Here is a 22655-nt window from a genome sequence, read left to right as displayed (position 1 = left end):
AGGGAACGCCATCTGCCCATGATTCATATCCCGAAATCGGAATACAGCCGTCGCCGCAAGGCCCTGATGGCGCAGATGGAACCCAACAGCATCGCCATCCTGCCCGCCGCCGCGGTAGCCATCCGCAACCGCGACGTCGAGCACGTCTATCGCCAGGACAGCGACTTCCAGTACCTCAGCGGTTTTCCCGAGCCTCAGGCCGTGTTGGTCCTGATGCCAGGGCGCCTGCATGGTGAATACATCCTGTTCTGCCGTGAACGCAACGCCGAACGCGAGTTGTGGGACGGCCTGCGCGCCGGGCAAGAGGGTGCGATTCGCGACTTCGGTGCCGACGACGCCTTCCCGATCACCGATATCGACGACATCCTGCCCGGCCTTATCGAAGGCCGTGACCGCGTCTACTCGGCAATGGGCAGCAACCCGGAATTCGACCGGCACCTGATGGAATGGATCAACGTGATCCGCTCCAAGGCCAACCTCGGCGCCCAGCCGCCGAACGAATACGTTGCCCTGGATCACCTGCTGCACGACATGCGCCTGTATAAATCGGCGGCAGAGGTGAAGGTGATGCGCGAAGCCGCACGGATTTCCGCCCAGGCACACGTGCGTGCGATGCAGGCCAGCCGCGTCGGGTTGCATGAGTTCAGCCTGGAAGCCGAACTCGATTACGAGTTTCGCAAAGGCGGGGCGAAGATGCCGGCCTACGGCTCGATCGTCGCGGCGGGGCGCAATAGCTGCATCCTGCATTACCAGCAGAATGACGCGCTGCTCAAGGACGGCGATCTGGTGCTGATCGACGCCGGTTGCGAGATCGACTGCTACGCCAGCGACATCACGCGTACCTGGCCGGTCAACGGCAAATTCAGCGCAGAACAGAAGGCAATCTACGAATTGGTGCTGGCCGCCCAGGAAGCCGCGTTTGCCGAGATTGCCCCGAACAAGCACTGGAACCAGGCCCACGAAGCCACGGTGCGGGTGATTACCTCGGGCCTGGTCGAGCTGGGACTGATGCAGGGTAACGTCGACGAACTGATCGCCAGCGAAGCCTACAAGGCATTCTACATGCACCGCGCCGGTCATTGGCTGGGCATGGATGTGCATGACGTCGGCGAGTACAAGGTCGGTGGCGAATGGCGCGTGCTGGAAGTGGGCATGGCGCTGACCGTGGAGCCGGGGATCTACATTGCTCCGGACAACCAGAGCGTGGCGAAGAAATGGCGCGGCATTGGCGTGCGCATCGAGGACGATGTCGTGGTCACCAAGGCCGGCTGTGAAATCCTGACGAAAGGCGTACCGAAAACCGTCGCCGAGATCGAGGCCCTGATGGCGCAAGCACGGACACAAGCGGCATGAATCGAGTCAACCTGGCGATTATCGGTGGCGGCCTGGTCGGCGCCAGTCTGGCGTTAGCCTTGCAGGCCGGGGCAAAGGCCCGTGGCTGGAAGATCGTGCTGATCGAACCGTTTGCCCCCGGGGACAGCTATCAACCCAGTTACGATGCGCGTTCCACGGCGTTGTCCTTCGGTGCGCGGCAGATTTATCAGCGCCTGGGCGCCTGGCAGGAAATCTCCCGCCGCGCAGAGCCGATCAAGCAGATTCACGTCTCTGACCGTGGGCGTTTTTCCACGGCGCGACTGTCGGCGATGGAAGAGGGCGTTCCGGCGCTGGGGTATGTGGTGGAAAACGCCTGGCTTGGCCATTGCCTGTGGCAAGGCCTGGACCAGGACGTGATCAGTTGGCGTTGTCCGGCGGAAGTCACGCGCATGGAGCCGCTCACTGATGGCTACCGCCTGACCCTGAATGACGAAACCACGCTCGATTGCGACCTTGCGGTGCTCGCCGATGGCGGCCGTTCAGGCTTGCGCGAGCAACTGGGCATCGGCATCAAGAAACGCCCATACAACCAGAGCGCGCTGATCGCCAACATCACCCCGAGCGAAGCCCATGACGGCATGGCGTTCGAACGTTTCACCGACGACGGCCCAATGGCGTTCCTGCCGTTGCCGGACAATCGTTGCGCGCTGGTCTGGACCCGCCAGGGCATGGATGCACAGCGCCTGGCCGCCCTTGATGAGCGCAGTTTCCTGAGCGAGCTGCAGGGGGTGTTCGGTTATCGCCTTGGCACGTTGAAGCAAGTCGGTGTGCGGCACTTGTATCCGCTGGCGCTGGTGGAGGCCGAAGAGCAGGTGCGCTCGCACCTGGTGGTTCTCGGCAATGCTGCCCACAGCCTGCATCCGATTGCCGGCCAGGGGTTCAACCTGTCCCTGCGCGATGCCCAGGCGCTGGCCGATGCGCTGCTCGCCAGCGAACGTCTGCCGGGCGACTTCGCCACTTTGCAGGATTACCGCGAGCGCCAGCGATTGGACCAGAGCCTCACCGTGGGCTTCTCCGACCAGGTCACGCGCCTGTTCGGCAGTACTCAGCCGCTGGTCTCATTGGGCCGCAATCTGGGCCTGCTCGGTCTTGATCTGCTGCCGCCGGCCAAGCGCTGGTTCGCCCGGCAAGCCATGGGCCTGGGTACTCGCCCTGATGTTTAAGTGGCTGACGCGCAGGTTTGGCAAGGCCCGCTTGATGTGCCGGTTCATGAACCTCTATCCGCCGTACCTTGGTGCCGGGGTTCGGGTGCGGTACATCAGCGATGACTTTCGTGATGTCCAGGTGTCCATGGGCTTGAGTTGGTACAACCGCAACTACGTCGGCACGCAGTTTGGCGGCAGCCTGTATTCAATGGTCGATCCGTTCTTCATGCTGATGCTGATGGAAAACCTTGGTCGCGAGTACATCATCTGGGACAAGTCCGCCGACATCGATTTCATTGCGCCGGGCAAAGGCCCGGTATTCGCCCGTTTCAACATCGATGACACCTTGCTCGACGAGATCCGCCGGCAGACGGCGGAGGGCAAGAAGTACCTGCCGCAATTGCAGGTCGATATCCATGACGGCGCCGGCCACCTGGTGGCGCGTGTCGGAAAAACCCTTTACGTGCGGCTCAAGCCGCAAGCGAGACAGGCTTAAAGCATGGAAATGCGCGCAGATCTGCTGATTGTCGGGGCCGGAATGGTCGGCAGCGCCCTGGCGCTGGCGTTGCAGGACAGCGGGCTGGAAGTCCTGCTGCTCGATGGCAGCCCGTTGAGCGTCAAACCCTATGACCCGCAGGCGCCGTTCGAGCCGCGCGTGAGTGCATTGTCCATTGCCAGTCAGCGAATTCTCGAACGCCTGGGTGTTTGGGACGGTATTGCCAGCCGGCGCAGCAGTCCCTACAGCGACATGCACGTCTGGGACGGCAGCGGCACCGGGCAAATCCACTTTTCGGCGGCCAGCGTGCATGCCGATGCCCTGGGCCATATCGTCGAGAATCGTGTGGTTCAGGACGCCTTGCTCGACCGCTTGCACGACTGTGACCTGGGCATGCTGGCCAATGCGCGCCTGGAACAAATGCGCCGCTCCGGCGACGACTGGCTGCTAACCCTGGCCGATGGCCGCACCTTGCGCGCGCCGCTGGTGATCGCGGCGGATGGGGCCAACTCGGCGGTGCGACGCCTGACTGGTGTCGCCACGCGGGAATGGGATTACCTGCATCACGCCATCGTCACCAGCGTGCGCAGCTCTAAACCTCATCAAGCGACCGCCTGGCAGCGGTTTACCGACAATGGCCCGCTGGCGTTCCTGCCGCTTGAACGCGACGGTCAGCAGGATTGGTGCTCGATCGTCTGGTCGACCACGCCGAGCGAAGCCGGGCACTTGATGGAACTCGATGACGAGGATTTCTGTCGTGCGCTGGAGCGGGCCTTCGAAGGTCGACTTGGCACGGTACTGAGTGCGGACCCACGCCTGTGCGTGCCGCTGCGTCAGCGCCATGCCAAGCGGTACGTGGCAGAGGGCCTGGCCTTGATCGGCGATGCCGCGCACACCATTCACCCGCTGGCCGGGCAGGGCGTGAACCTCGGTTTCCTGGATGCTGCCGTGCTGGCCGAAGTGCTATTGCAAGCGGCAACCCGTGGCGAGCGACTGGCGGACGTGAAGGTGCTGAGCCGTTACGAACGTCGGCGGATGCCGCATAACCTGGCGTTGATGGCGGCAATGGAAGGTTTTGAACGGTTGTTCCAGGCTGACCCGTTGCCGGTGCGCTTGTTGCGTAATGTCGGGTTGAATTGGGTCGATCGGATGCCCGAGGCCAAGGCGCTGTTTGTGCGTGAGGCGTTGGGGTTGATCGGGGATTTGCCGGCGCTGGCCAAGGCCTGATGTCCTTGGTGTGGCTGATGGCCTCTTCGCGAGCAAGCCCGCTCCCACATGGGAATGCATTTCAAATGTGGGAGCGGGCTTGCTCGCGAAGGCGTCAGCACATTCACTATCAATTCCCGCTGTGCAACATCTGGTAACTCCTCCGGAAACTGTTCGATTGAGAAGCGAAATGTGAGTCCTTATCATTTGACCTCACTTTTTCAATCGAGAGACCGCTCCCATGTTGGCACCGAAGCGTCTACTGACCGCACTGGCCCTGACCCTGATCGGCAGCACCGCCGCCCAGGCCGCTGACGAGGTGGTGGTCTATTCCTCGCGCATCGATGAACTGATCAAGCCAGTGTTCGATGCCTACACCGCGAAAACCGGCACCCAGGTGAAGTTCATCACCGACAAGGAAGCGCCGCTGATGCAGCGAATCAAGGCCGAGGGTGAGAACACTCCCGCCGACCTGCTGCTGACCGTCGATGCCGGCAACCTCTGGCAAGCCGAGCAGATGGGCATCCTCCAGCCCTTCACCTCGAAAACCATAGACGCCAACATTCCGCTGCAATACCGTGCGGCCTCCCACGCCTGGACCGGCCTGAGCCTGCGGGCGCGGACCATCGCCTATTCCACCGACCGAGTGAAACCGGGCGAACTGACCACCTACGAAGCACTGGCCGACAAGAACTGGGAAGGCCGCCTGTGCCTGCGCACGGCGAAAAAGGTCTACAACCAGTCCTTGACCGCCACCCTGATCGAAGTGCACGGCGCCGAGAAAACCGAGCAGATCCTCAAGGGCTGGGTCAACAACCTGTCCACTGACGTGTTCTCCGACGACGTGGCAGTGCTCGAGGCCATCAATGCTGGCCAGTGCGACGTGGGCATCGTCAATACCTACTACTACGGTCGCCTGCACAAGCAAAAACCGGATCTGCCGGTTAAACTGTTCTGGCCGAACCAGGCGGATCGCGGCGTGCACGTCAACCTGTCGGGCATTGGCCTGATCAAGCACGCGCCGCATGCGGAAGCGGCCAAGGCCCTGGTGGAGTGGATGACCACGCCAGAGGCACAGAAGATCTTCGCTGATGTGAATCAGGAATACCCGGCCAACCCGACCGTGCAACCCTCCGCCGAAGTCGCTGCGTGGGGCAAGTTCGTCGCCGATACCCTGCCGGTGGAAGTTGCCGGCAAGCGCCAGGCCGAAGCGATTCGCATGATGGATCGCGCTGGCTGGAACTGAGTCGCCCGCAATAAAGAGCAAAAGATCGCAGCCTTCGGCAGCTCCTACAGGGTGATCACCGACCCAATGTAGGAGCTGCCGGAGGCTGCGATCTTTTTGCGTTTTCCCTACACTTCAAGATTTTGCGAGAGCTATACCTTGGCCCACCCCGCCCAACGCCGCTGGTATCCCCTGGTCTTCGCCATCGCTGCGCTGGTCCTGCTTCCCCTGAGTGTCCTGCTGCTGTCCTGGCAAGCCATCGACCCGCAGATCTGGTCCCACCTCTGGGAAACCCAGATGCCGCGCCTGCTGGGCAACACCCTGACCCTGGTATTCGGTGTCGGCGTTGGCGTCACGGTCCTGGGGGTGAGCCTGGCCTGGCTCACCAGCCTTTGCGAATTCCCCGGTCGGCGTTGGCTGGACTGGGCACTGATGCTGCCCTTTGCGATTCCGGCCTACGTGCTGGCATTCGTCTTTGTCGGGCTGCTGGATTTTGCCGGTCCCGTGCAAACCCTGTTGCGAGAGTGGTTCGGCAGCGGCCTGCGTTTGCCGCGTGTGCGCTCCACGGGAGGGGTGATCCTGGTCCTGGTGCTGGTCTTCTATCCTTACGTTTATCTGCTGGCGCGCACCGCTTTCCTGGCTCAGGGCAAGGGGCTGATGGAAGCGGCACGGGTGCTCGGTCAATCCCCATGGCAGGCGTTCTGGCGCGTGGCGATGCCCATGGCGCGCCCGGCCATCGGTGCTGGCGTAGCCTTGGCGCTGATGGAAACCCTGGCGGATTTCGGTGCCGTGTCAGTGTTCAACTTCGACACCTTCACCACCGCCATCTACAAGACCTGGTACGGGTTCTTCAGCCTCTCCAGCGCCGCGCAACTGGCCAGCCTGTTGCTGCTGGTGGTGATGCTCGTGCTCTACGGCGAGCGGCGTGCCCGCGGCGCCAACCGTGCGAGCAATGAACGGCCACGGGTCAAGGCGTTGTATCACCTGCGCGGTCTCAAGGCACTGTTGGCGACGGGGTGGTGCGCTCTGGTGTTCGCCTGCGCCTTTGTCATTCCTATGCTGCAGCTGGTGGTGTGGTTCTGGCAGCGCGGTCGCCTGGATCTGGATGAGCGTTACACCGGCCTGATCATTCACACGTTGTACCTGGGGGCGATGGCGGCGTTGATCACCGTCAGTGTCGCCCTGGTATTGGCGTTTGCCCGGCGGCTGGCGCCGACCCGGGGGATTCGCGCCGGGGTGAGCCTGGCCAATCTTGGCTACGCCTTGCCCGGATCGGTGCTGGCGGTTTCGATCATGCTGGCGTTCAGTTACCTCGATCGCGTGTTGGTGATCCCGCTCTCCGGCTGGCTCGGCGGGGCTGGCAAGCCGTTGTTGCTGGGCAGTCTGTTGGCGCTGCTGCTAGCTTACCTGGTGCGCTTCATCGCTGTGGCCTACGGTCCGCTGGAAAGCAGTCTGGCGCGTATACGGCCATCTTTGCCCGAAGCGGCACGTAGCCTGGGCGTCAGTGGGCCGCGACTGTTTTTCAAAGTGTATCTACCTTTGCTGCTCCCCGGTTCGATGAGCGCGGCCTTGCTGGTGTTCGTCGATGTGCTCAAGGAAATGCCCGCGACCCTTCTGATGCGCCCGTTCGGCTGGGACACGCTGGCGGTGCGGATTTTCGAAATGACCAGTGAAGGTGAGTGGGCGAGGGCGTCTTTACCGGCCTTGACCCTGGTTTTGGTCGGGCTGCTACCAGTCATCGGATTGATACGACGTTCGGCGCATCGAAACAGCTAGGTGCCAGTCCTACACCTTGCGGCTACAATGCGCGGCATTCGGTGCGGTCCGTCTGACAGATAAGGTAGTGAAAGCGGCTGGAAGCCTTTTATTTCAAGGTTCCCGCACAAATTATCACTCGACCGCACCTTCGCCACGCCCGGAAGGAGAAACCCATGGGACAGCGTACGCCTCTGTATGACCTTCATCTTGCCCTCGGCGCGAAGATGGTCGATTTTGGCGGTTGGGATATGCCTCTGCATTATGGATCCCAGGTCGAGGAGCACCATCAAGTGCGCCGCGATTGCGGTGTTTTTGATGTATCCCACATGACCGTGATCGATGTCGACGGCCCCCAGGCCAAGGCTTGGCTCCAGCATTTGCTGGCCAACGACGTCGAACGCCTGCATAAACCCGGTACCGCGTTGTACAGCACCATGCTCAATGAGCGCGGCGGTATCGTCGACGACATGATCGTCTATCGTCTCGAAAGCGGTTACCGCTTGGTGGTCAACGCCTCCACCCGCGACCAGGACCTGGCGTGGATGCAGGCGCATCTCGATGGTTTCGACGTACAGCTCAACGAGCGATCCGAATTGGCAATGCTGGCCATTCAAGGCCCCCATGCCCGGCACAAGATTGCCGAGCTGGTGAGCCAGGCACGCGGCGCACTGATCCAGAAACTCAAGCCGTTCGAAGGTCGGCCCGACGGTGACTGGTTCATCGCACGCACCGGCTACACCGGTGAAGACGGCCTGGAAATCATTCTGCCTGCCGACCAGGCGCCGGGGTTCTTCAACGATCTGGTGGGGGCGGGCATTTCCCCCATAGGCCTGGGCGCGCGCGACACCCTGCGGGTCGAGGCGGGCATGAACCTGTACGGTCAGGACATTCACCAGGACGTTTCCCCGCTGGCCTCCAATATGGCCTGGAGCATCGCGTGGGAGCCTTCCACTCGCCAGTTCATCGGCCGTCCGGCGCTGGAAGCCGAGCGCAGCGGTGGCGTACAACATAAACTGGTCGGTCTGGTCCTTGAGGAACGCGGGGTTTTGCGCGCTCATCAGGTGGTTCGCATCGCCAATGTTGGCGAAGGGGAGATCACCAGTGGTAGTTTCTCTCCTACGCTAAGCAAGTCCATTGCACTGGCGCGGGTGCCGATGGCCACCGCCGACCGCGCGGAAGTGGAAATCCGTGGCAAGTGGTACCCGGTCCGAGTGGTCAAGCCGACCTTCGTGCGCCATGGCAAAACCTTGATCTAACCTTTCCCGGCGGATGTTGACCGCCGATAAATTTCCTGAGGACACAGAACATGAGCAATATCCCTGCCGACCTGCGTTTTGCCGAGAGTCACGAATGGGCTCGCCTGGAAGCCGATGGCACCGTCACCGTGGGCATCAGCGATCACGCGCAGGAAGCGCTGGGTGATGTGGTGTTCGTTGAGCTGACTGAAGTCGGCAACGTCTTCGCCGCCGGTGATCAGTCTGGTGTGGTGGAGTCGGTCAAGGCCGCTTCCGACATCTATTCCCCGGTTGCCGGTGAAGTGATCGCGGTCAACGAAGCTCTGAGCGGTGAGCCTGAGTTGCTCAACTCCGACCCGTACGGCGCGTGGATCTTCAAGCTCAAGCCAAGCAACACGGCTGACCTGGACAAGCTGCTTGATGCAGCGGGTTACAAGGCCGCCATCGGCGAGTAAGCCTTCAGCGTTATCTCAAAGCCCCGACCTGTCGGGGCTTTTTTGCTTCTGGCGATTTTTCCCCTTTAGGAGCGAGCACGCTCGCGATGGTCGTCAACGATGACGCTGGAAGCCTGACACCCCGCGGTGTTCTCAGGTTCATCGCGAGCATGCTTGCTCCTGCAAGGGTTCGGGTCTGGCATCGACTGCTATGCTGGATTGACCGAGTTGCATCGACGCTGAGCGCCAGCCAAGAGAGAGCCCGTCATGTCCCAGTTGCCGTCCCTGAGCCAGTTACGCGACCCCAATGCCTTTCTTCGCCGCCACCTTGGCCCTGATGCCGCCGAGCAGCAGGCGATGCTCGACAGCCTTGGCCTCGGCAGCCGGGTCGAATTGATCGAGCAGACGGTCCCGCCGGGAATCCGCCTGAACCGACCACTCGACCTGCCGCCAGCCCTCGACGAAGAAGCCGCACTGGCCAAGCTGCGCGGTTACGCTGAGCAAAACCAGGTCTGGACCAGCCTGATCGGCATGGGCTATCACGGCACGTTGACCCCCGCCGTCATCCTGCGCAACGTCCTGGAAAATCCCGGCTGGTACACCGCGTACACGCCCTATCAACCGGAAATCGCCCAAGGCCGGCTTGAAGCGCTGTTGAATTTCCAGCAGTTGACCATCGACCTCACGGGACTTGAACTGGCCAACGCCTCGCTGCTGGATGAAGCCACTGCGGCCGCGGAAGCCATGGCCCTGGCCAAGCGGGTTGCCAAGTCGAAAAGCAATCTGTTCTTTGTCGACGAAAACTGCCATCCGCAGACCATTTCCGTGGTGCAGACCCGTGCCGAAGGCTTCGGGTTCGAGCTGATCGTCGACGCTGTGGATAACTTGAAACAGCACCAGGTATTTGGTGCACTGCTGCAATATCCCGACACCCACGGCGAGATCCGTAATCTACGTCCGCTGATTGATCATCTGCATGCCCAGCAGGCGCTGGCGTGTGTCGCCACTGATTTGCTGAGCCTGCTGCTGCTCACCCCGCCGGGGGAGCTGGGTGCCGACGTGGTGTTCGGTTCATCCCAGCGTTTTGGCGTGCCCATGGGTTACGGCGGCCCTCACGCGGCGTTTTTCGCCAGCCGTGACGAGTACAAGCGGGCGATTCCCGGCCGCATCATCGGCGTGTCAAAAGACGCCCGCAGCAACGTTGCCCTGCGCATGGCGCTGCAAACCCGCGAGCAGCATATCCGTCGTGAAAAGGCCAACTCGAACATCTGCACCGCTCAAGTGCTGCTGGCCAATATCGCCAGCTTCTACGCGGTTTATCACGGCCCCGAAGGGCTGAAACGGATTGCCCAGCGCGTCCATCGGCTGACCTGCATCCTTGCCGCGGGCCTTGAGCGCAAGGGCATTACCCGTCTCAACCAACAATTCTTCGACACCCTGACCCTGGAGGTCGGTGGCACCCAGACCGCAATCATCGAAAGCGCCCAGGCCGCGCAAATCAACCTGCGCATTCTGGGGCGTGGGCAATTGGGTGTGAGCCTCGACGAAACCTGCGATGAAACCACGGTGGCGAAACTGTTCGACCTGTTCCTGGGGGCCGATCATGGGCTCAGTGTCGACGAGCTGGACGCTGAAACCCTGGACGGCGGCATTCCCGACACGCTGGCACGGACCTCGCCCTATCTGCGCCACCCGGTGTTCAACGCCCACCACAGCGAAACCGAGATGCTGCGCTACCTCAAGCAACTGGAAAACAAGGATCTGGCACTCAATCAATCGATGATCCCGCTGGGCTCGTGCACCATGAAGCTCAACGCCACCAGCGAAATGATCCCGATTACCTGGCCGCAGTTCGCCAACCTGCACCCGTTTGCGCCCAGAGAACAGGCCCTCGGTTATTCATTGATGATCGAAGAACTGGAGCGCTGGCTTTGCGCGATTACCGGTTTTGATGCGATCTGCATGCAGCCCAACTCCGGGGCCCAGGGCGAATATGCCGGCCTGCTGGCGATCCGCAAATACCACGAGAGCCGCCAGCAGGGCGGGCGGGATGTCTGCCTGATTCCTTCGTCGGCCCACGGCACCAATCCGGCCTCGGCGCAGATGGCCGGGATGCGCGTGGTGATCGTCGAGTGTGACGAGGCGGGCAACGTCGATCTGGAGGACCTGAAAGACAAGGCCGCCCAGGCCGGGGATAAGCTGGCGTGCCTGATGGCGACTTATCCATCGACCCACGGCGTGTATGAAGAAGGCATCAGCGAAATCTGTGAAGTTATCCACAGCCACGGCGGCCAGGTGTACATGGACGGCGCGAACCTCAACGCCCAGGTCGGGCTGGCGCGCCCGGCGGACATTGGCGCCGATGTGTCACACATGAACCTGCACAAGACCTTCTGCATTCCCCATGGCGGCGGCGGGCCGGGCATGGGGCCGATTGGCGTGCGCGCCCACCTGGCGCCGTTCGTGGCCAATCACCCGGTCGTGCCTATCGAAGGACCGCAACCACAGAATGGCGCAGTCAGTGCGGCGCCCTGGGGCAGTGCCAGCATCCTGCCGATCAGCTGGATGTACATCGCCATGATGGGGCCGCAATTGGCCGACGCCAGTGAAGTGGCGATCCTGGCGGCCAATTACCTGGCGCGGCACCTGTCCGGCGCGTTTCCGGTCCTCTACACCGGCCGCAACGAGCGAGTGGCCCACGAATGCATTCTCGACCTGCGCCCCCTCAAGGCGCTGACCGGCATCAGCGAGGAGGACGTTGCCAAGCGCCTGATGGACTACGGCTTCCATGCACCCACCATGTCGTTCCCGGTGCCGGGAACGTTGATGGTCGAGCCCACCGAAAGCGAATCGAAGGCAGAGCTGGACCGTTTTATCGGCGCGATGCTGAGCATCCGCGCGGAAATTACCGAGGTGCAGAACGGCAACTGGCCGGCCGAGGACAACCCGTTGAAGCGAGCGCCGCATACGCTGGCGGACATCACTGGCGTGTGGGAACGGCCTTACAGCATCGTGCAGGCGGTCACACCGGATGCGCACACCAAGGCGCACAAGTATTGGCCGGCGGTGAACCGGGTGGACAATGTCTACGGCGACCGGAACCTGTTTTGTGCGTGTGTGCCGCTGGACGAATACCGTTAGGCAAGGTCAAAAGATCGCAGCCTGCGGCAGCTCCCACATGGTAATGCGATCCCCCGTAGGAGCTGCCGCAGGCTGCGATCTTTGCTTTTAAACGTCCATAAAAAATGCCGCTCATATGGGCGGCATTTTTTGTTCGGCAACCTTATTCCGAAGCCACGGCATTCTTCGCCAGGATCGCATTCGCCAGTTCCATATCCGTGGCCTGCAAACCCGGGTTGTCGGCGCGGACTTTCTGCATTGCCGCTTCCAGGTACGGGCCGCGGATGCTGCCGTCACTGGCCACAAAGCTGCCGGCATCGTCCTGGGCCGCGACGATCATCTTGTTATCCTTGAACGTCAGGTAGGTCGAGCCGGTGGTTGCACCGGAGGTAAGGACGTTACGCCAAAAGCTATCAGCCATCGCCGAGCCGACAGGCAGGGACAACAAGGCGATGGTAGCGACAGCAACTTTGAAACGCATGATGGGTGACTCCACTGATTAACTGCGATGTTGGATTGTCGACCCCCAATCGAGTTCCGTAACGGTCCACCTACTTCTGCTCGCTCTGCGGAGTCACCCGCAACACCTCCTCAATCGTCGTCAGGCCCGCCGCCACTTTCTGCGCCCCCGACAGTCGCAGGCTGCGCATGCCCTCCTTGAACGCCTGGCGCCGCACCGCCAGCAAGTCAGTGTCGGGATTGATCAGCGCCTTCAAGCCGTCGCTCAATTGCATGATTTCGTACACCCCGGCACGACCGTGGTAGCCGGTATCGCGACATTCCAGGCAGCCAATGGCGCGCTGGGCGTTGCCAGGCAAGGGGGCCTGCCAGGGCCGGGTCAGGGTTTGCCAGTCTTCCTCGCCCAGGGTTTGCGGGGCCTTGCAGTGTGGGCACAGGGTGCGCACCAGGCGTTGGGCCATCACGCCGAGTACGGTGGCCTTGATCAGGTAGTGCGGCACGCCCAGTTCCAGTAACCGGCTGATGGCGCTGGGTGCATCGTTGGTGTGCAGCGTCGATAACACCAGGTGCCCGGTGAGGGCCGCCTGGATGGCCATCTCGGCGGTTTCCAGGTCGCGGATCTCGCCGATCATGATGATGTCCGGGTCTTGCCGCATCAGCGCCCGGACACCGGCGGCGAAAGTCAGGTCGATGTTGTGCTGGACCTGCATCTGGTTGAACGCCGGCTCGACCATTTCTATCGGGTCTTCGATAGTGCAGAGGTTGACTTGCGGCGTCGCCAGTTTTTTCAGCGTGGTGTAGAGCGTAGTGGTCTTGCCCGAACCGGTCGGCCCGGTGACCAGGATAATGCCATTGGGCTGGCGGGTCATGTCCTGCCAGCGCCGCAGGTCATCGGCGGAAAAACCCAACTGATCGAAATCCTTGAGCAGCACTTCCGGGTCAAAGATCCGCATGACCATTTTTTCGCCGAAGGCCGTGGGCAAGGTCGAGAGCCGCAACTCGACTTCTCCACCCTCCGGAGTCTTGGTTTTCACCCGGCCGTCCTGGGGTTTGCGTTTCTCCGCAACGTTCATTCTGCCCAGGCTTTTGAGGCGACTGACGATGGCCATGGTCACCTGGGGCGGGAATTGGTAGACGTTGTGCAATACGCCGTCGATGCGGAAGCGCACCGTGCCCTGTTCGCGTCGGGGCTCGATGTGGATATCGCTGGCGCGCTGCTGGAAGGCGTACTGGAACAGCCAGTCGACGATATTGACGATGTGCGCGTCGTTGGCGTCGGGCTCCTGGTCGCTGGCGCCGAGGTTGAGCAACTGCTCGAAATTGCCCAGGTGGCTGACCTGCTGATCGGCGCTGTTCGCGCCGCTGACCGATTTGGCCAGGCGAAAGAACTCCACGCTGAAACGCTGGATGTCCACCGGGTTGGCCACCACGCGCTTGATCGGCAACTTCAGCACGTGGGCCAGGTCTGCTTCCCAACCCGTTACATAAGGCTGGGCGCTGGCGATGGTTACTGCGTCGCGATCGACCGACACCGCGAGAATCTTGTGGCGCTGGGCGAAGGCGTAGGACATCAGCGGCGTCACGGCCGCGACGTTGATTTTCAGCGGATCGATCCGCAGGTAAGGCTGGCCCGCCTGCTGGGATAGCCACAGGGTCAGGCTTTCAAGGTCGAGGTGCTTGCCCGGACGGCTGAGGTCGTCCAGGTGTTGGCTGGCGATGAACTCCAGCGGGTGTATCTGGCCATCGGCGGCGTGACGGCGTCGGGCGTTCAACGCCTGTTCGGCCGAGTCCTGGCTGACAAAGCCCTGGGCGACCAGTTCACGCAGCACATCATTGAGGTCCAGCCAGCGGTCCTGAAGGGCGATTTGAACGGACATGCGGGCTCCTTTTGAAAACAGTGCGCAAAGGATAGTCGTGACCCTGCAAGCCGTTGGGCCACTACCCGACGAAGCCGTATCGGGGTTTTTCAGCCCGCCGCCAGAACCGCTTCTCCCCAGGCGCAATCCGCCGCTTGCAGATCGACCGAACAGACGCTGATCAGGTTGCGCAGTTTTTGCGCAATCACCTGGGCGCGATGCCAGCTCAAGCCGTCGACGACCACATCGATGGCCAGCAAATCGTCGTGACGCTGCACCTGCACCTGCTGCGGGGTCAGGCACTGCAAGGCGAACAGGTTGAGCGCGCGGCATAACAGGTCCGGTTCGGCTTCGGCGAGCAATTGATAGTGAACGCGGCAATGGGTGTTGCCGGCATTCCAGGCATCGGCGCGGGTTAGCGAGGTATTCACGGCTTCCAGGTAAGGCATGCTCGATCTCCAATCTGACTGGAGAAATTTTTACATTCGGCGGCGGGTATTTCTTATCTATGATTGGACATATTCGCGTTATGTTGAATTAAGTAATTCGCAAGATCATCATTTGAAGGTTTTTTTATGCATAGCGAGTTGGACAGCTACGACCGTAGGATTCTCGCCTTGCTGCAGGAGGATGCTTCGCTTTCAAGCGCGCAGATCGCCGAACAGGTGGGGCTTTCGCAGTCACCCTGTTGGCGGCGGATTCAGCGAATGAAAGAGGAGGGGATCATTCGCAGCCAGGTCACCTTGCTCGACCGCAAGAAAATCGGCCTGAACACGCAGATTTTTGCCCAGGTAAAACTCAACGCCCATGGCCGTTCGAACTTCACCGAGTTCACCGAGGCCATTCGAGGTTTTCCTGAAGTATTGGAGTGCTACGTGCTGATGGGGGCGGTGGACTTCATGTTGAGGATCGTCGCGGCGGATATCGAGGCGTACGAGCGGTTCTTCTTCGAGAAGCTGTCGCTGGTGCCGGGGATACAGGAGGTGAACTCGATCGTGGCGTTGTCGGAGATCAAATCGACGACCAGTTTGCCGGTGTTGCGGTAAAGCAAAAGATCGCAGCCTGCGGCAGCTCCTACAGGGGTACACAATTCTATGTAGGAGCTGCCGAAGGCTGCGATCTTTTAGCGGTGTTACAGACGCAGAAGCATCTTCCAGGCACGATTCTGATAAACCGCGATCGCCTGCTGCTTGCGCGCATCCAGGGTTTCGTCGGTGATCGGCTCGTTGGCCAGTTGCGCCAGCTTGTTCAGCTCGCCGTAGAGGCGATCCATTTCCGGGATCTCCAGCACGTTGCGTGCGTGGTGCAACCAGACCTGAATGCGCTCGATACGCGGCAGTTGCTCGGCCAGGTCTTCCGGCTGTTGCTGGTAGCGCTGCAATTGCAGCGAGGTGGCTTCCTCGCCCAGCAGGCGCGGCAGCCAGCTGCCCAATTGCGCGGCGCCCTGGCGATTGCCCCGGGTATTACGCTCGGCGGTCCAGGTGCGGGCCAGCAACCAACGCGAGGTGTTCAGGGAGAACAAGCCCCAACGCGGGTCTTCGAGTTCTTCGAGGAACTGCTCCGGCGCGGCTTTGCGAACGTCTTCATCGTCCAGGCCAGCCTGTACCAGCGGGCGCCAGTCTTCCAGCAGGGCGTCGAGGGCGACACGCAAATCGTGGGTCGACTGGCGCGGTGCGGCTTGACCGAGGCTGCTGATCAGCGCGCGCATTTCAGCCAGGTTCTCGACCCAGTCCTGCAACAGGCGCCAGTGGCCATTGAAACGATACTGCTCGGCCAGGCGCTGGCTGCTGCCCAGCAAGTGCCAGCTGAGTGCGGCGAAGGCGTCGTCCAGTGGCGTTTCGGCGCTGATCTGCGGTGCCGGCAGGCTCAAGGAGTAACTGTGGGCGTCGTACAGGCGATAGCCACGTTCGGCCTTGCTGATGTCGCATGGCATCAGCGCCAGTTTTTCAGCCAGTTCGGCGGCCAGTTCCAGCAGCGCAGCGGGTTCGCCTTCGCGCAATTCCAGTTCCAGTTCGCAGATTTCTTCTTTTTGCTTGCCGACCACCACGTGGCCCAGGTCCAGTGCCGCTTCGATGACCACTTTGGTCTTGCCGCGGCCCCAGGCGATTTCCGCGCGCTCGCGGACGAAGTCGGTGGTGAAGATGGCTTTCAGGGTTTTCTTGTCCAGCTCGGCCAGTTCTTCGGGCCAGCATTCGCCGTCCAGTTTTTTCAGGTCGAGCTTGGCTTTGGGCAGGTTCCAGTCGTACTCGTTACGTACGGACAGGCCAGCGACGCTTTGGCCGCGGGTCTTGAGGGTCTGGATCACTTCTTCGCCATCCTTGCGCAGGCGCAGGGCGACTTTGGCCCGGGCCAGGTCACGCTCAGGGGTGTCGAAGTATTGATTCATCAACTCACGGCGTTCCCAGCCACTTTTGTTGCGTTTTTTCAGTAACGGGTGCTCGCGCAGGGCGGCGAGGGTTTCGCGGCTGACGCGGAGCTTGATTTCGGTTTCTTTCTGCATGGCCGGAAAATCCAGGATCGGGAGCGCAGCCGGGGGAAAAGGTGGCTGCCAAGGTCGTGCAGTGTACAGGACTCAACCTGCCTACGCCGTGCGACGGTTTATTCCTGTCACCGGATGGCTCTATGATGGACTTCAATTCGGGAGTTGGAGTCAGCGATGCCTTTGCCGTCCATGAAAGATCAGTTCGCTGCACTGATCGCTGCGCCATCCGTCAGTTGCACCCAGCCAAGCCTCGATCAATCCAATCGTCCGGTGATCGACTTGCTGGCCGCCTGGCTCGGTGATCTGGGTTTTGCCTGCGACATCCAGCAGGTCAGCCCCGGCAAATTCAACTTGCTGGCCAGTTTTGGCAGTGGCCCCGGCGGGCTCGTGCTGGCCGGTCACAGTGATACGGTGCCATTCGATGGCGCGTTGTGGCAGACCGACCCCCTGAAGCTGACTGAGGTCGACGGGCGCTGGGTCGGCCTGGGCAGTTGCGACATGAAGGGCTTTTTCGCCCTGGCCATCGAAGCCGTCCGGCCGCTGCTCGACCAACCGTTCAAGCAGCCGCTGCTGATCCTTGCCACCTGCGATGAAGAAAGCTCGATGTCCGGCGCCCGGGCACTGGCCCAGGCGGGACGGCCGCTGGGACGTGCAGCCGTGATCGGCGAGCCGACCGGGCTCAAGCCGATCCGCATGCACAAAGGCATCATGATGGAGCGCATCGATATCCTCGGGCAGAGCGGCCACTCCTCGGACCCGCGCCTGGGGCACAGCGCACTCGAAGCCATGCACGATGCCATCGGTGAACTACGCGGCTTGCGCCTGTTGTGGCAGCGTGAATTCCGTAATCCGCAATTCAGCGTGCCGATGCCGACCATGAACTTCGGCTGCATCCATGGTGGCGACAACCCCAACCGCATCTGCGGCCAGTGTTCGCTGGAGTTCGATCTGCGGCCGTTGCCGGGCATGGATCCCAAGATCCTGCGAGCCGATATTTCGCAGAAGCTCAAGGCGATTGCCGAGCGGCACCAGGTAAAAATCGATTACGCACCGCTCTTCCCCGAAGTGCCTCCTTTCGAGCAGGCTGAGGATGCGGAACTGGTACGCATTGCCGAAAAGCTCACCGGCCATGGCGCCGAAGCAGTGGCATTTGGCACCGAAGCGCCTTATCTTCAGCGACTTGGCTGCGAAACACTGGTGCTTGGCCCGGGCGATATCGCCTGTGCCCACCAACCGGGGGAATTCCTCGAAATGTCACGTTTGCAGCCTACGGTGCATCTATTACGACAGTTGATTGAACATTACTGCCTGACGCCGGCCCAAAAATCGGTACCAACCGGTTGAATGCGCAGTTTAAATTGCCGGTGTCCCAACCCGTATTCATGAGGAGAGCGCGCGTGTCGCCAAGCCTGTTCCGACGATAACCATCAGCCCGCTGTGCGTTTTCTGTTCCGCCCTTTTTTCGGCTGCTATTTATTACAGGCCCAGGTTCATGCCCGAATACGTCAATTGGCTTCGTCACGCTTCGCCCTACATCAACGCCCACCGCGATTGCACCTTTGTCGTCATGCTGCCCGGCGATGGCGTTGAACACCCTAACTTCGGCAACATCGTCCACGACCTGGTGTTGTTGCACAGCCTGGGCGTGCGCCTGGTGCTGGTGCACGGTTCGCGCCCGCAAATCGAAGCACGCCTCGAGTCTCGCGGCCTGACCCCGCATTACCACCATGGAATGCGCATTACCGATGCGGCGACCCTGGAGTGCGTGATCGATGCGGTCGGCCAACTGCGCATCGCCATCGAAGCGCGGCTGTCCATGGACATGGCGTCTTCGCCGATGCAAGGCTCGCGCCTGCGGGTGGCCAGCGGCAACCTGGTGACGGCGCGTCCCATCGGCGTGCTTGAAGGTGTCGACTATCACCACACCGGTGAAGTGCGTCGGGTTGACCGCAAGGGCATCAATCGCTTGCTGGACGAGCGCTCCATCGTGCTCTTGTCGCCACTGGGCTATTCGCCGACCGGCGAAATTTTCAACCTCGCTTGTGAAGATGTCGCCACGCGCGCGGCCATCGACCTGGGCGCAGACAAACTGCTGCTGTTTGGCGCCGACCTTGGTTTGATCGATGAACACGGCAGGCTGGTACGCGAACTGCGTCCGCAGCAGGTGCCGGCGCATTTGCAGCGTCTGGGCAGCAATTACCAGGCCGAGCTGCTGGATGCCGCCGCTGAAGCCTGCCGTGGCGGCGTGGCCCGCAGCCATATCGTCAGCTATGCCGAAGACGGTGCGCTGCTGACCGAGCTGTTTACCCGTGACGGTGGCGGTACGCTGGTGGCCCAGGAGCAATTCGAGGTGGTGCGCGAAGCGGCCATCGAAGACGTCGGCGGCTTGCTGGACTTGATCAGCCCGCTGGAAGAGCAGGGCATCCTGGTACGCCGCTCCCGCGAAGTACTCGAGCGTGAGATCGAGCAGTTCAGCGTGGTCGAGCGTGAGGGCATGATCATCGCCTGCGCGGCGCTGTATCAGATCGCCGATTCCGATGCCGGAGAGTTGGCGTGCCTGGCGGTGAACCCGGAGTACCGTCATGGCGGTCGCGGTGATGAGCTTCTCGAGCGCATTGAAACCCGTGCACGGGCCCAGGGGTTGAAAACCTTGTTCGTCCTCACCACGCGCACGGCTCACTGGTTCCGCGAGCGTGGCTTCGTGCCGAGCAGCGTCGATCGTCTGCCGTCGGCACGGGCGTCGCTGTACAACTACCAGCGTAACTCGAAGATCTTCGAAAAAGCCTTGTGATTGTGCGGTCACGGTCGACCGGATCGTTCCCAAGCTCTGCGTGGGAACGCCTCAACGGACGCTCCGCGTTTGGCTTCTGAGTGGGGACGCGGAGCGTCCCGGGCTGCATTCCCACGCGGAGCGTGGGAACGATCAAGTGCAGGGGGGGTTATTGCTGCACGAATTTTGCGCTGACATACGGTGAGTAATCCGGCAGCACCGTTTCAACCTTCCCCTGTTCCTTCAAGAATTTCGCCGTCTCGCCAATCGCTTGCGCCGTTCCGCCGGCCAGCAGGGCGCTGGTCTGTTGTGCCTTGGCATCCGGGAACGCGGACCCGGCCAGCAATTCCGGTACATCGGCTGCATTGGCTCCGGTCAATTTGGCGATTTTCTGCACCGGTACCGAATCCTCGGTCCAGCTGTCCTTATGCGCCGCATAGTCGGCAAATGAGTCGAGGGTGACCTTGGCGAACCGGGCGATGACCTCTGGGTGCTTCTCGGCGTAATCCTTGCGCGCTACCCAGACTTCGAAGGTCGGTGCACCCCATTGGCCGACTTGTGCGGCATCGGTCAAGGTCTTGCCGGTCTTGCGGATTTCCCCCAGGGCTGGCGACCACACAAATGCGCCATCAATGTCTCCACGCTTCCAGGCGGCGGCGATTTCTGCCGGTTGCAGGTTCACCACTTTGACTTTCGACGCGTCCAGGCCCCAGTGCTTAAGCGCGCCCAACAGGCTGTAGTGGGATGTGGAAACGAACGGCGTGGCGATGGTCTTGCCGATCAGATCTTGCGGTTTTGCGATACCACTGCCATTGCGCACCACCAAGGCTTCGGCGGCATTGATCTGTGCGGAAACGAGGAACGCGACGATCGGCAGATTGCGCGAGGCCGCGGCGGCCAGTGGGCTGGAGCCGAGGTTGCCGATTTGCACGTCGCCGGAAGCAATGGCGGTGACCACTTCCGGGCCACTGTTGAAGCGCCGCCAGTCGATTTTCTCGCCAATGGTTTTTTCATAAAGGCCATCGGCCTGGGGGACTTTGCTTGGATCAATGCCGGTCTGGTAGCCAACCGTGAGGTTTGCCGCATGGGTGGAAAAAGAAAATACGAGCGATACACAAACTGTAACAAATGGCTTGGATAGTGCGCGTCTGATCGACATGGCATTGGCCTTTATGAAAGGTTTTGTTTCGGAATTGCTTACAAACCTAATCGATCTAAAAAACGCCTAATAAATACCATTTAGGAATTAGCTTATGAGCCGGAGGCTCTAGCCTGAGGAAAGGCAAAAAATGAGCGAAATTCCTAAACGGTATGAGAAAAGAAACCATCCATTCTTTTCAGGTTTATGACGAAAGCATGACCGGCAAGGACCAAAAAATCGGGGATTAGACTATGGTCGTAGACACATGTAGTTACGATTGACTTGTGGGTCACGCTCTGGCGCTAATCGCGCATCTTAGATTCCAGGCATATGACCCGGAACCAGGACCAATAAGAATTAGAGACGAGAGGAGTTTAAACAATGAACAAGTCGACCTTGACCCTGGCCGTGGCCGTAGGGGTTCTGGCGCAGCAGGCAGGCGCCGTCGGTTTCATCGATGACAGCAAGGCTTCCGTTAGTTCGCGCACCTATTATTTCGACTCGGATAAGCGTGAAGGTGCCAGTACGCCTGCCAACCGGCAGCGTGAAGCGGCGGAAGGCCTGAAGTTCGATTACCAGTCGGGCTTCACCCAAGGCACCGTTGGCTTCGGTATCGACGCCCAGGCACTGGTCGGCATCCATCTGGACGGCGGCAAGGGCCATCACCCGGACAACAACTCCTTCTCCCCTAGCGATTCCGATGGTTCGGCAGAGAGTTCGTGGAGCCGTTTGGCGGGCAACGTCAAGGCACGCGTCTCGAAGACCGAGGCCCACTACGGTGGTGCCTTGCAGCCCAACATGCCTATCCTGATCGCGAACGACAGTCGCGTACTGCCACAAACCTTTGAGGGTGGCACCATCACCTCGAAGGAAATCGACAACGTGACCTTCAACGTCGGTCAACTCGAGCACGCGACGGGTCGCGCCTCCTCGAACAGCACTGGCCTGTCTGTGGCTGGCGCTACCCAGGACAGCAACCAGTTCCGTTACGCCGGTGCTGACTGGAAGGTCACCAAGGACCTGTTGCTGCAGTACTACTACGCGAACCTGGAAGACTTCTACAAGCAGAACTTCCTCGGCCTGGTGCACGTTTACCCGATCGCGCCTAACCAGTCGTTCAAGACTGACATTCGCTACTTCGACAGCAGCTCCGATGGCAAGAACGGCAGCGGCCAGGCGGGCTACCGGTTCAACAACAACAACGGCTTCGCCAAGACGCCGGGCGAGGTCGATAACAAGACCTGGAGCGCCACGTTCACCTATACCCTGGGTGGCAGTGCATTCCTGCTCGGGCATCAGCGTGTCAACGATGACGGCGGCTTTGTTTTCCTGAACCAGGCCAACGTTGTCGATGGTAACGGACGCAACGAAGGTGCTGGCGGCGCCAGCTTCTACTCGTTTACCGATGCCACCGTCGGCAGCTTTATCCGTGCCGGTGAAAACACCACCTACGGTCAGTACTCTTATGACTTCGCTTCGCTGGGTGTTCCAGGTTTGAAAGCGTCGGCTGCTTACCTGTACGGCCAGGACATCAAGGCCACCAACGGCGTGGGCAAGGACCTGAACGAGCGCGAGACCGACCTGCGTGTGGATTACGTGATTCAAACCGGTCCGCTTAAAGGCTTCGGTACGACGCTGCGTCACGGTATGTATCGTGGTAACACCAGTACCCTTGATGAAGACCAGACCCGTGTGATCTTCAACTACACCTACGCCTTCAAGTAAGCCGTAGCAGAAAGCCTCGTCGGCGGACGAGGCTTTTTTTTTGTCTCCAGTTTTATATTCCATAAACAATGCATATGATTATTTTTTATTCTTTTTAGATTTTTACTCAAGCGCTTAAAGTTAGGCCATCCGATACGCACCGTAAGCTTCGGATCGAGTTCCAAATTCCCGGACACCCAAAAATTCAAGGCATCGGCTTGTCGTCGATACCTCGGGCTGTACTGTCGGG

At 60.8% G+C, this 22655-nt stretch carries 18 protein-coding genes; 13 read left to right on the top strand and 5 right to left on the bottom strand.

Annotated features, from left to right (window positions below):
- Nucleotides 1-18: 18 nt before the first annotated feature.
- The 9 genes from pepP to gcvP all read left to right on the top strand — a co-directional run bounded on the left by pepP (nt 19) and on the right by gcvP (nt 12014).
- Entirely contained in the window at nt 19-1353 is a 1335-nt protein-coding gene (gene pepP, locus HGP31_RS29945; protein ID WP_020797271.1) for a Xaa-Pro aminopeptidase, read from the top strand.
- On the top strand, nt 1350-2537 hold the full coding sequence (gene ubiH / locus HGP31_RS29940) for a 2-octaprenyl-6-methoxyphenyl hydroxylase (protein ID WP_020797272.1): 1188 nt from the start codon (nt 1350-1352) through the stop codon (nt 2535-2537). The genes pepP and ubiH overlap by 4 nt, the downstream gene beginning before the upstream one ends.
- The gene (locus tag HGP31_RS29935; protein ID WP_033042136.1) at nt 2530-3015 is read left to right on the top strand and encodes a DUF4442 domain-containing protein; all 486 of its coding nucleotides are present in this window, start codon (nt 2530-2532) and stop codon (nt 3013-3015) included. Before ubiH ends, HGP31_RS29935 begins: the two co-directional genes overlap by 8 nt.
- A gap of 9 nt (nt 3016-3024) precedes the next feature.
- Nucleotides 3025-4242 carry a 2-octaprenyl-3-methyl-6-methoxy-1,4-benzoquinol hydroxylase gene (locus HGP31_RS29930; RefSeq protein WP_168759239.1) on the top strand — a complete coding sequence of 406 codons (1218 nt, stop codon included), beginning with the start codon at nt 3025-3027 and terminating at the stop codon, nt 4240-4242.
- Between the two features lie 220 nt (nt 4243-4462).
- Nucleotides 4463-5467 (top strand): extracellular solute-binding protein, encoded by a 1005-nt coding sequence (locus tag HGP31_RS29925; protein WP_020797275.1) that lies wholly within the window; start codon nt 4463-4465, stop codon nt 5465-5467.
- 138 nt (nt 5468-5605) lie between these two features.
- Entirely contained in the window at nt 5606-7222 is a 1617-nt protein-coding gene (locus tag HGP31_RS29920) for an ABC transporter permease (RefSeq protein WP_033044230.1), read from the top strand.
- Between the two features lie 155 nt (nt 7223-7377).
- Nucleotides 7378-8460, top strand: coding sequence for a glycine cleavage system aminomethyltransferase GcvT (gene gcvT, locus HGP31_RS29915; protein WP_020797277.1), 1083 nt, complete (start codon nt 7378-7380; stop codon nt 8458-8460).
- A gap of 50 nt (nt 8461-8510) precedes the next feature.
- Nucleotides 8511-8894 (top strand): glycine cleavage system protein GcvH, encoded by a 384-nt coding sequence (gene gcvH / locus HGP31_RS29910; protein WP_020797279.1) that lies wholly within the window; start codon nt 8511-8513, stop codon nt 8892-8894.
- A 246-nt stretch (nt 8895-9140) separates the two neighbouring features.
- A complete protein-coding gene (gene gcvP / locus HGP31_RS29905) occupies nt 9141-12014 on the top strand; it encodes an aminomethyl-transferring glycine dehydrogenase (RefSeq protein WP_168759100.1) in 2874 nt (957 codons plus the stop codon).
- 142 nt (nt 12015-12156) lie between these two features.
- On the opposite strand, the gene HGP31_RS29900 is transcribed toward gcvP, so the two are convergent.
- From HGP31_RS29900 to HGP31_RS29890, 3 genes are all read right to left on the bottom strand, one after another.
- Nucleotides 12157-12474, bottom strand: coding sequence for a DUF2388 domain-containing protein (locus tag HGP31_RS29900; protein WP_020797281.1), 318 nt, complete (start codon nt 12472-12474; stop codon nt 12157-12159).
- A gap of 70 nt (nt 12475-12544) precedes the next feature.
- Nucleotides 12545-14329, bottom strand: a complete 1785-nt coding sequence (tfpB, locus tag HGP31_RS29895) for a type IV pilus assembly ATPase TfpB (protein WP_020797282.1) — start codon at nt 14327-14329, stop codon at nt 12545-12547.
- A gap of 89 nt (nt 14330-14418) precedes the next feature.
- Nucleotides 14419-14757, bottom strand: coding sequence for a hypothetical protein (locus HGP31_RS29890; protein WP_020797283.1), 339 nt, complete (start codon nt 14755-14757; stop codon nt 14419-14421).
- Nucleotides 14758-14883: 126 nt separating this feature from the next.
- Here HGP31_RS29890 and HGP31_RS29885 point away from each other — a divergent pair, with 126 nt between their 5' ends.
- Nucleotides 14884-15354, top strand: a complete 471-nt coding sequence (locus tag HGP31_RS29885) for an Lrp/AsnC family transcriptional regulator (RefSeq protein WP_020797284.1) — start codon at nt 14884-14886, stop codon at nt 15352-15354.
- An 86-nt stretch (nt 15355-15440) separates the two neighbouring features.
- Here the strand turns inward: HGP31_RS29885 and HGP31_RS29880 are convergent, their stop codons facing one another.
- The gene (locus HGP31_RS29880) at nt 15441-16808 is read right to left on the bottom strand and encodes a CYTH domain-containing protein (RefSeq protein ID WP_020797285.1); all 1368 of its coding nucleotides are present in this window, start codon (nt 16806-16808) and stop codon (nt 15441-15443) included.
- A 156-nt stretch (nt 16809-16964) separates the two neighbouring features.
- On the opposite strand from HGP31_RS29880, the gene argE reads away from it, so the two are divergent.
- Together argE and argA are read left to right on the top strand one after the other, a co-directional pair.
- Complete coding sequence (gene argE, locus HGP31_RS29875) at nt 16965-18134, top strand: acetylornithine deacetylase (protein WP_020797286.1); 1170 nt, start codon at nt 16965-16967, stop codon at nt 18132-18134.
- Nucleotides 18135-18282: 148 nt separating this feature from the next.
- On the top strand, nt 18283-19581 hold the full coding sequence (gene argA, locus HGP31_RS29870; RefSeq protein ID WP_020797287.1) for an amino-acid N-acetyltransferase: 1299 nt from the start codon (nt 18283-18285) through the stop codon (nt 19579-19581).
- A 148-nt stretch (nt 19582-19729) separates the two neighbouring features.
- Here the strand turns inward: argA and tauA are convergent, their stop codons facing one another.
- Nucleotides 19730-20719 (bottom strand): taurine ABC transporter substrate-binding protein, encoded by a 990-nt coding sequence (tauA, locus tag HGP31_RS29865; RefSeq protein WP_168759099.1) that lies wholly within the window; start codon nt 20717-20719, stop codon nt 19730-19732.
- Nucleotides 20720-21082: 363 nt separating this feature from the next.
- On the opposite strand from tauA, the gene HGP31_RS29860 reads away from it, so the two are divergent.
- Entirely contained in the window at nt 21083-22426 is a 1344-nt protein-coding gene (locus tag HGP31_RS29860; protein ID WP_168759098.1) for an OprD family outer membrane porin, read from the top strand.
- The last annotated feature ends 229 nt before the right edge of the window (nt 22427-22655 follow it).

Origin of the sequence: Pseudomonas umsongensis (assembly GCF_012647205.1) — a bacterium.
Classification (GTDB): domain Bacteria; phylum Pseudomonadota; class Gammaproteobacteria; order Pseudomonadales; family Pseudomonadaceae; genus Aquipseudomonas; species Aquipseudomonas umsongensis.
The sequence above is the reverse complement of the archived record's forward strand: the minus strand, read 5'-3'. Positions and strand labels throughout refer to the sequence as shown.

Excerpts from the sequence above, each read along its gene's own strand:
- gcvH (WP_020797279.1), top strand. The coding sequence starts at position 8,511 with ATGAGCAATATCCCTGCCGACCTGCGTTTTGCCGAGAGTCACGAATGG.
- HGP31_RS29930 (WP_168759239.1), top strand. The coding sequence starts at position 3,025 with ATGCGCGCAGATCTGCTGATTGTCGGGGCCGGAATGGTCGGCAGCGCC.
- tauA (WP_168759099.1), bottom strand. The coding sequence starts at position 20,719 with ATGTCGATCAGACGCGCACTATCCAAGCCATTTGTTACAGTTTGTGTA.
- HGP31_RS29890 (WP_020797283.1), bottom strand. The coding sequence starts at position 14,757 with ATGCCTTACCTGGAAGCCGTGAATACCTCGCTAACCCGCGCCGATGCC.
- gcvP (WP_168759100.1), top strand. The coding sequence starts at position 9,141 with ATGTCCCAGTTGCCGTCCCTGAGCCAGTTACGCGACCCCAATGCCTTT.
- HGP31_RS29885 (WP_020797284.1), top strand. The coding sequence starts at position 14,884 with ATGCATAGCGAGTTGGACAGCTACGACCGTAGGATTCTCGCCTTGCTG.
- tfpB (WP_020797282.1), bottom strand. The coding sequence starts at position 14,329 with ATGTCCGTTCAAATCGCCCTTCAGGACCGCTGGCTGGACCTCAATGAT.
- ubiH (WP_020797272.1), top strand. The coding sequence starts at position 1,350 with ATGAATCGAGTCAACCTGGCGATTATCGGTGGCGGCCTGGTCGGCGCC.
- argA (WP_020797287.1), top strand. The coding sequence starts at position 18,283 with ATGCCCGAATACGTCAATTGGCTTCGTCACGCTTCGCCCTACATCAAC.
- gcvT (WP_020797277.1), top strand. The coding sequence starts at position 7,378 with ATGGGACAGCGTACGCCTCTGTATGACCTTCATCTTGCCCTCGGCGCG.
- HGP31_RS29925 (WP_020797275.1), top strand. The coding sequence starts at position 4,463 with ATGTTGGCACCGAAGCGTCTACTGACCGCACTGGCCCTGACCCTGATC.
- argE (WP_020797286.1), top strand. The coding sequence starts at position 16,965 with ATGCCTTTGCCGTCCATGAAAGATCAGTTCGCTGCACTGATCGCTGCG.
- HGP31_RS29880 (WP_020797285.1), bottom strand. The coding sequence starts at position 16,808 with ATGCAGAAAGAAACCGAAATCAAGCTCCGCGTCAGCCGCGAAACCCTC.
- HGP31_RS29900 (WP_020797281.1), bottom strand. The coding sequence starts at position 12,474 with ATGCGTTTCAAAGTTGCTGTCGCTACCATCGCCTTGTTGTCCCTGCCT.
- pepP (WP_020797271.1), top strand. The coding sequence starts at position 19 with ATGATTCATATCCCGAAATCGGAATACAGCCGTCGCCGCAAGGCCCTG.
- HGP31_RS29935 (WP_033042136.1), top strand. The coding sequence starts at position 2,530 with ATGTTTAAGTGGCTGACGCGCAGGTTTGGCAAGGCCCGCTTGATGTGC.
- HGP31_RS29860 (WP_168759098.1), top strand. The coding sequence starts at position 21,083 with ATGAACAAGTCGACCTTGACCCTGGCCGTGGCCGTAGGGGTTCTGGCG.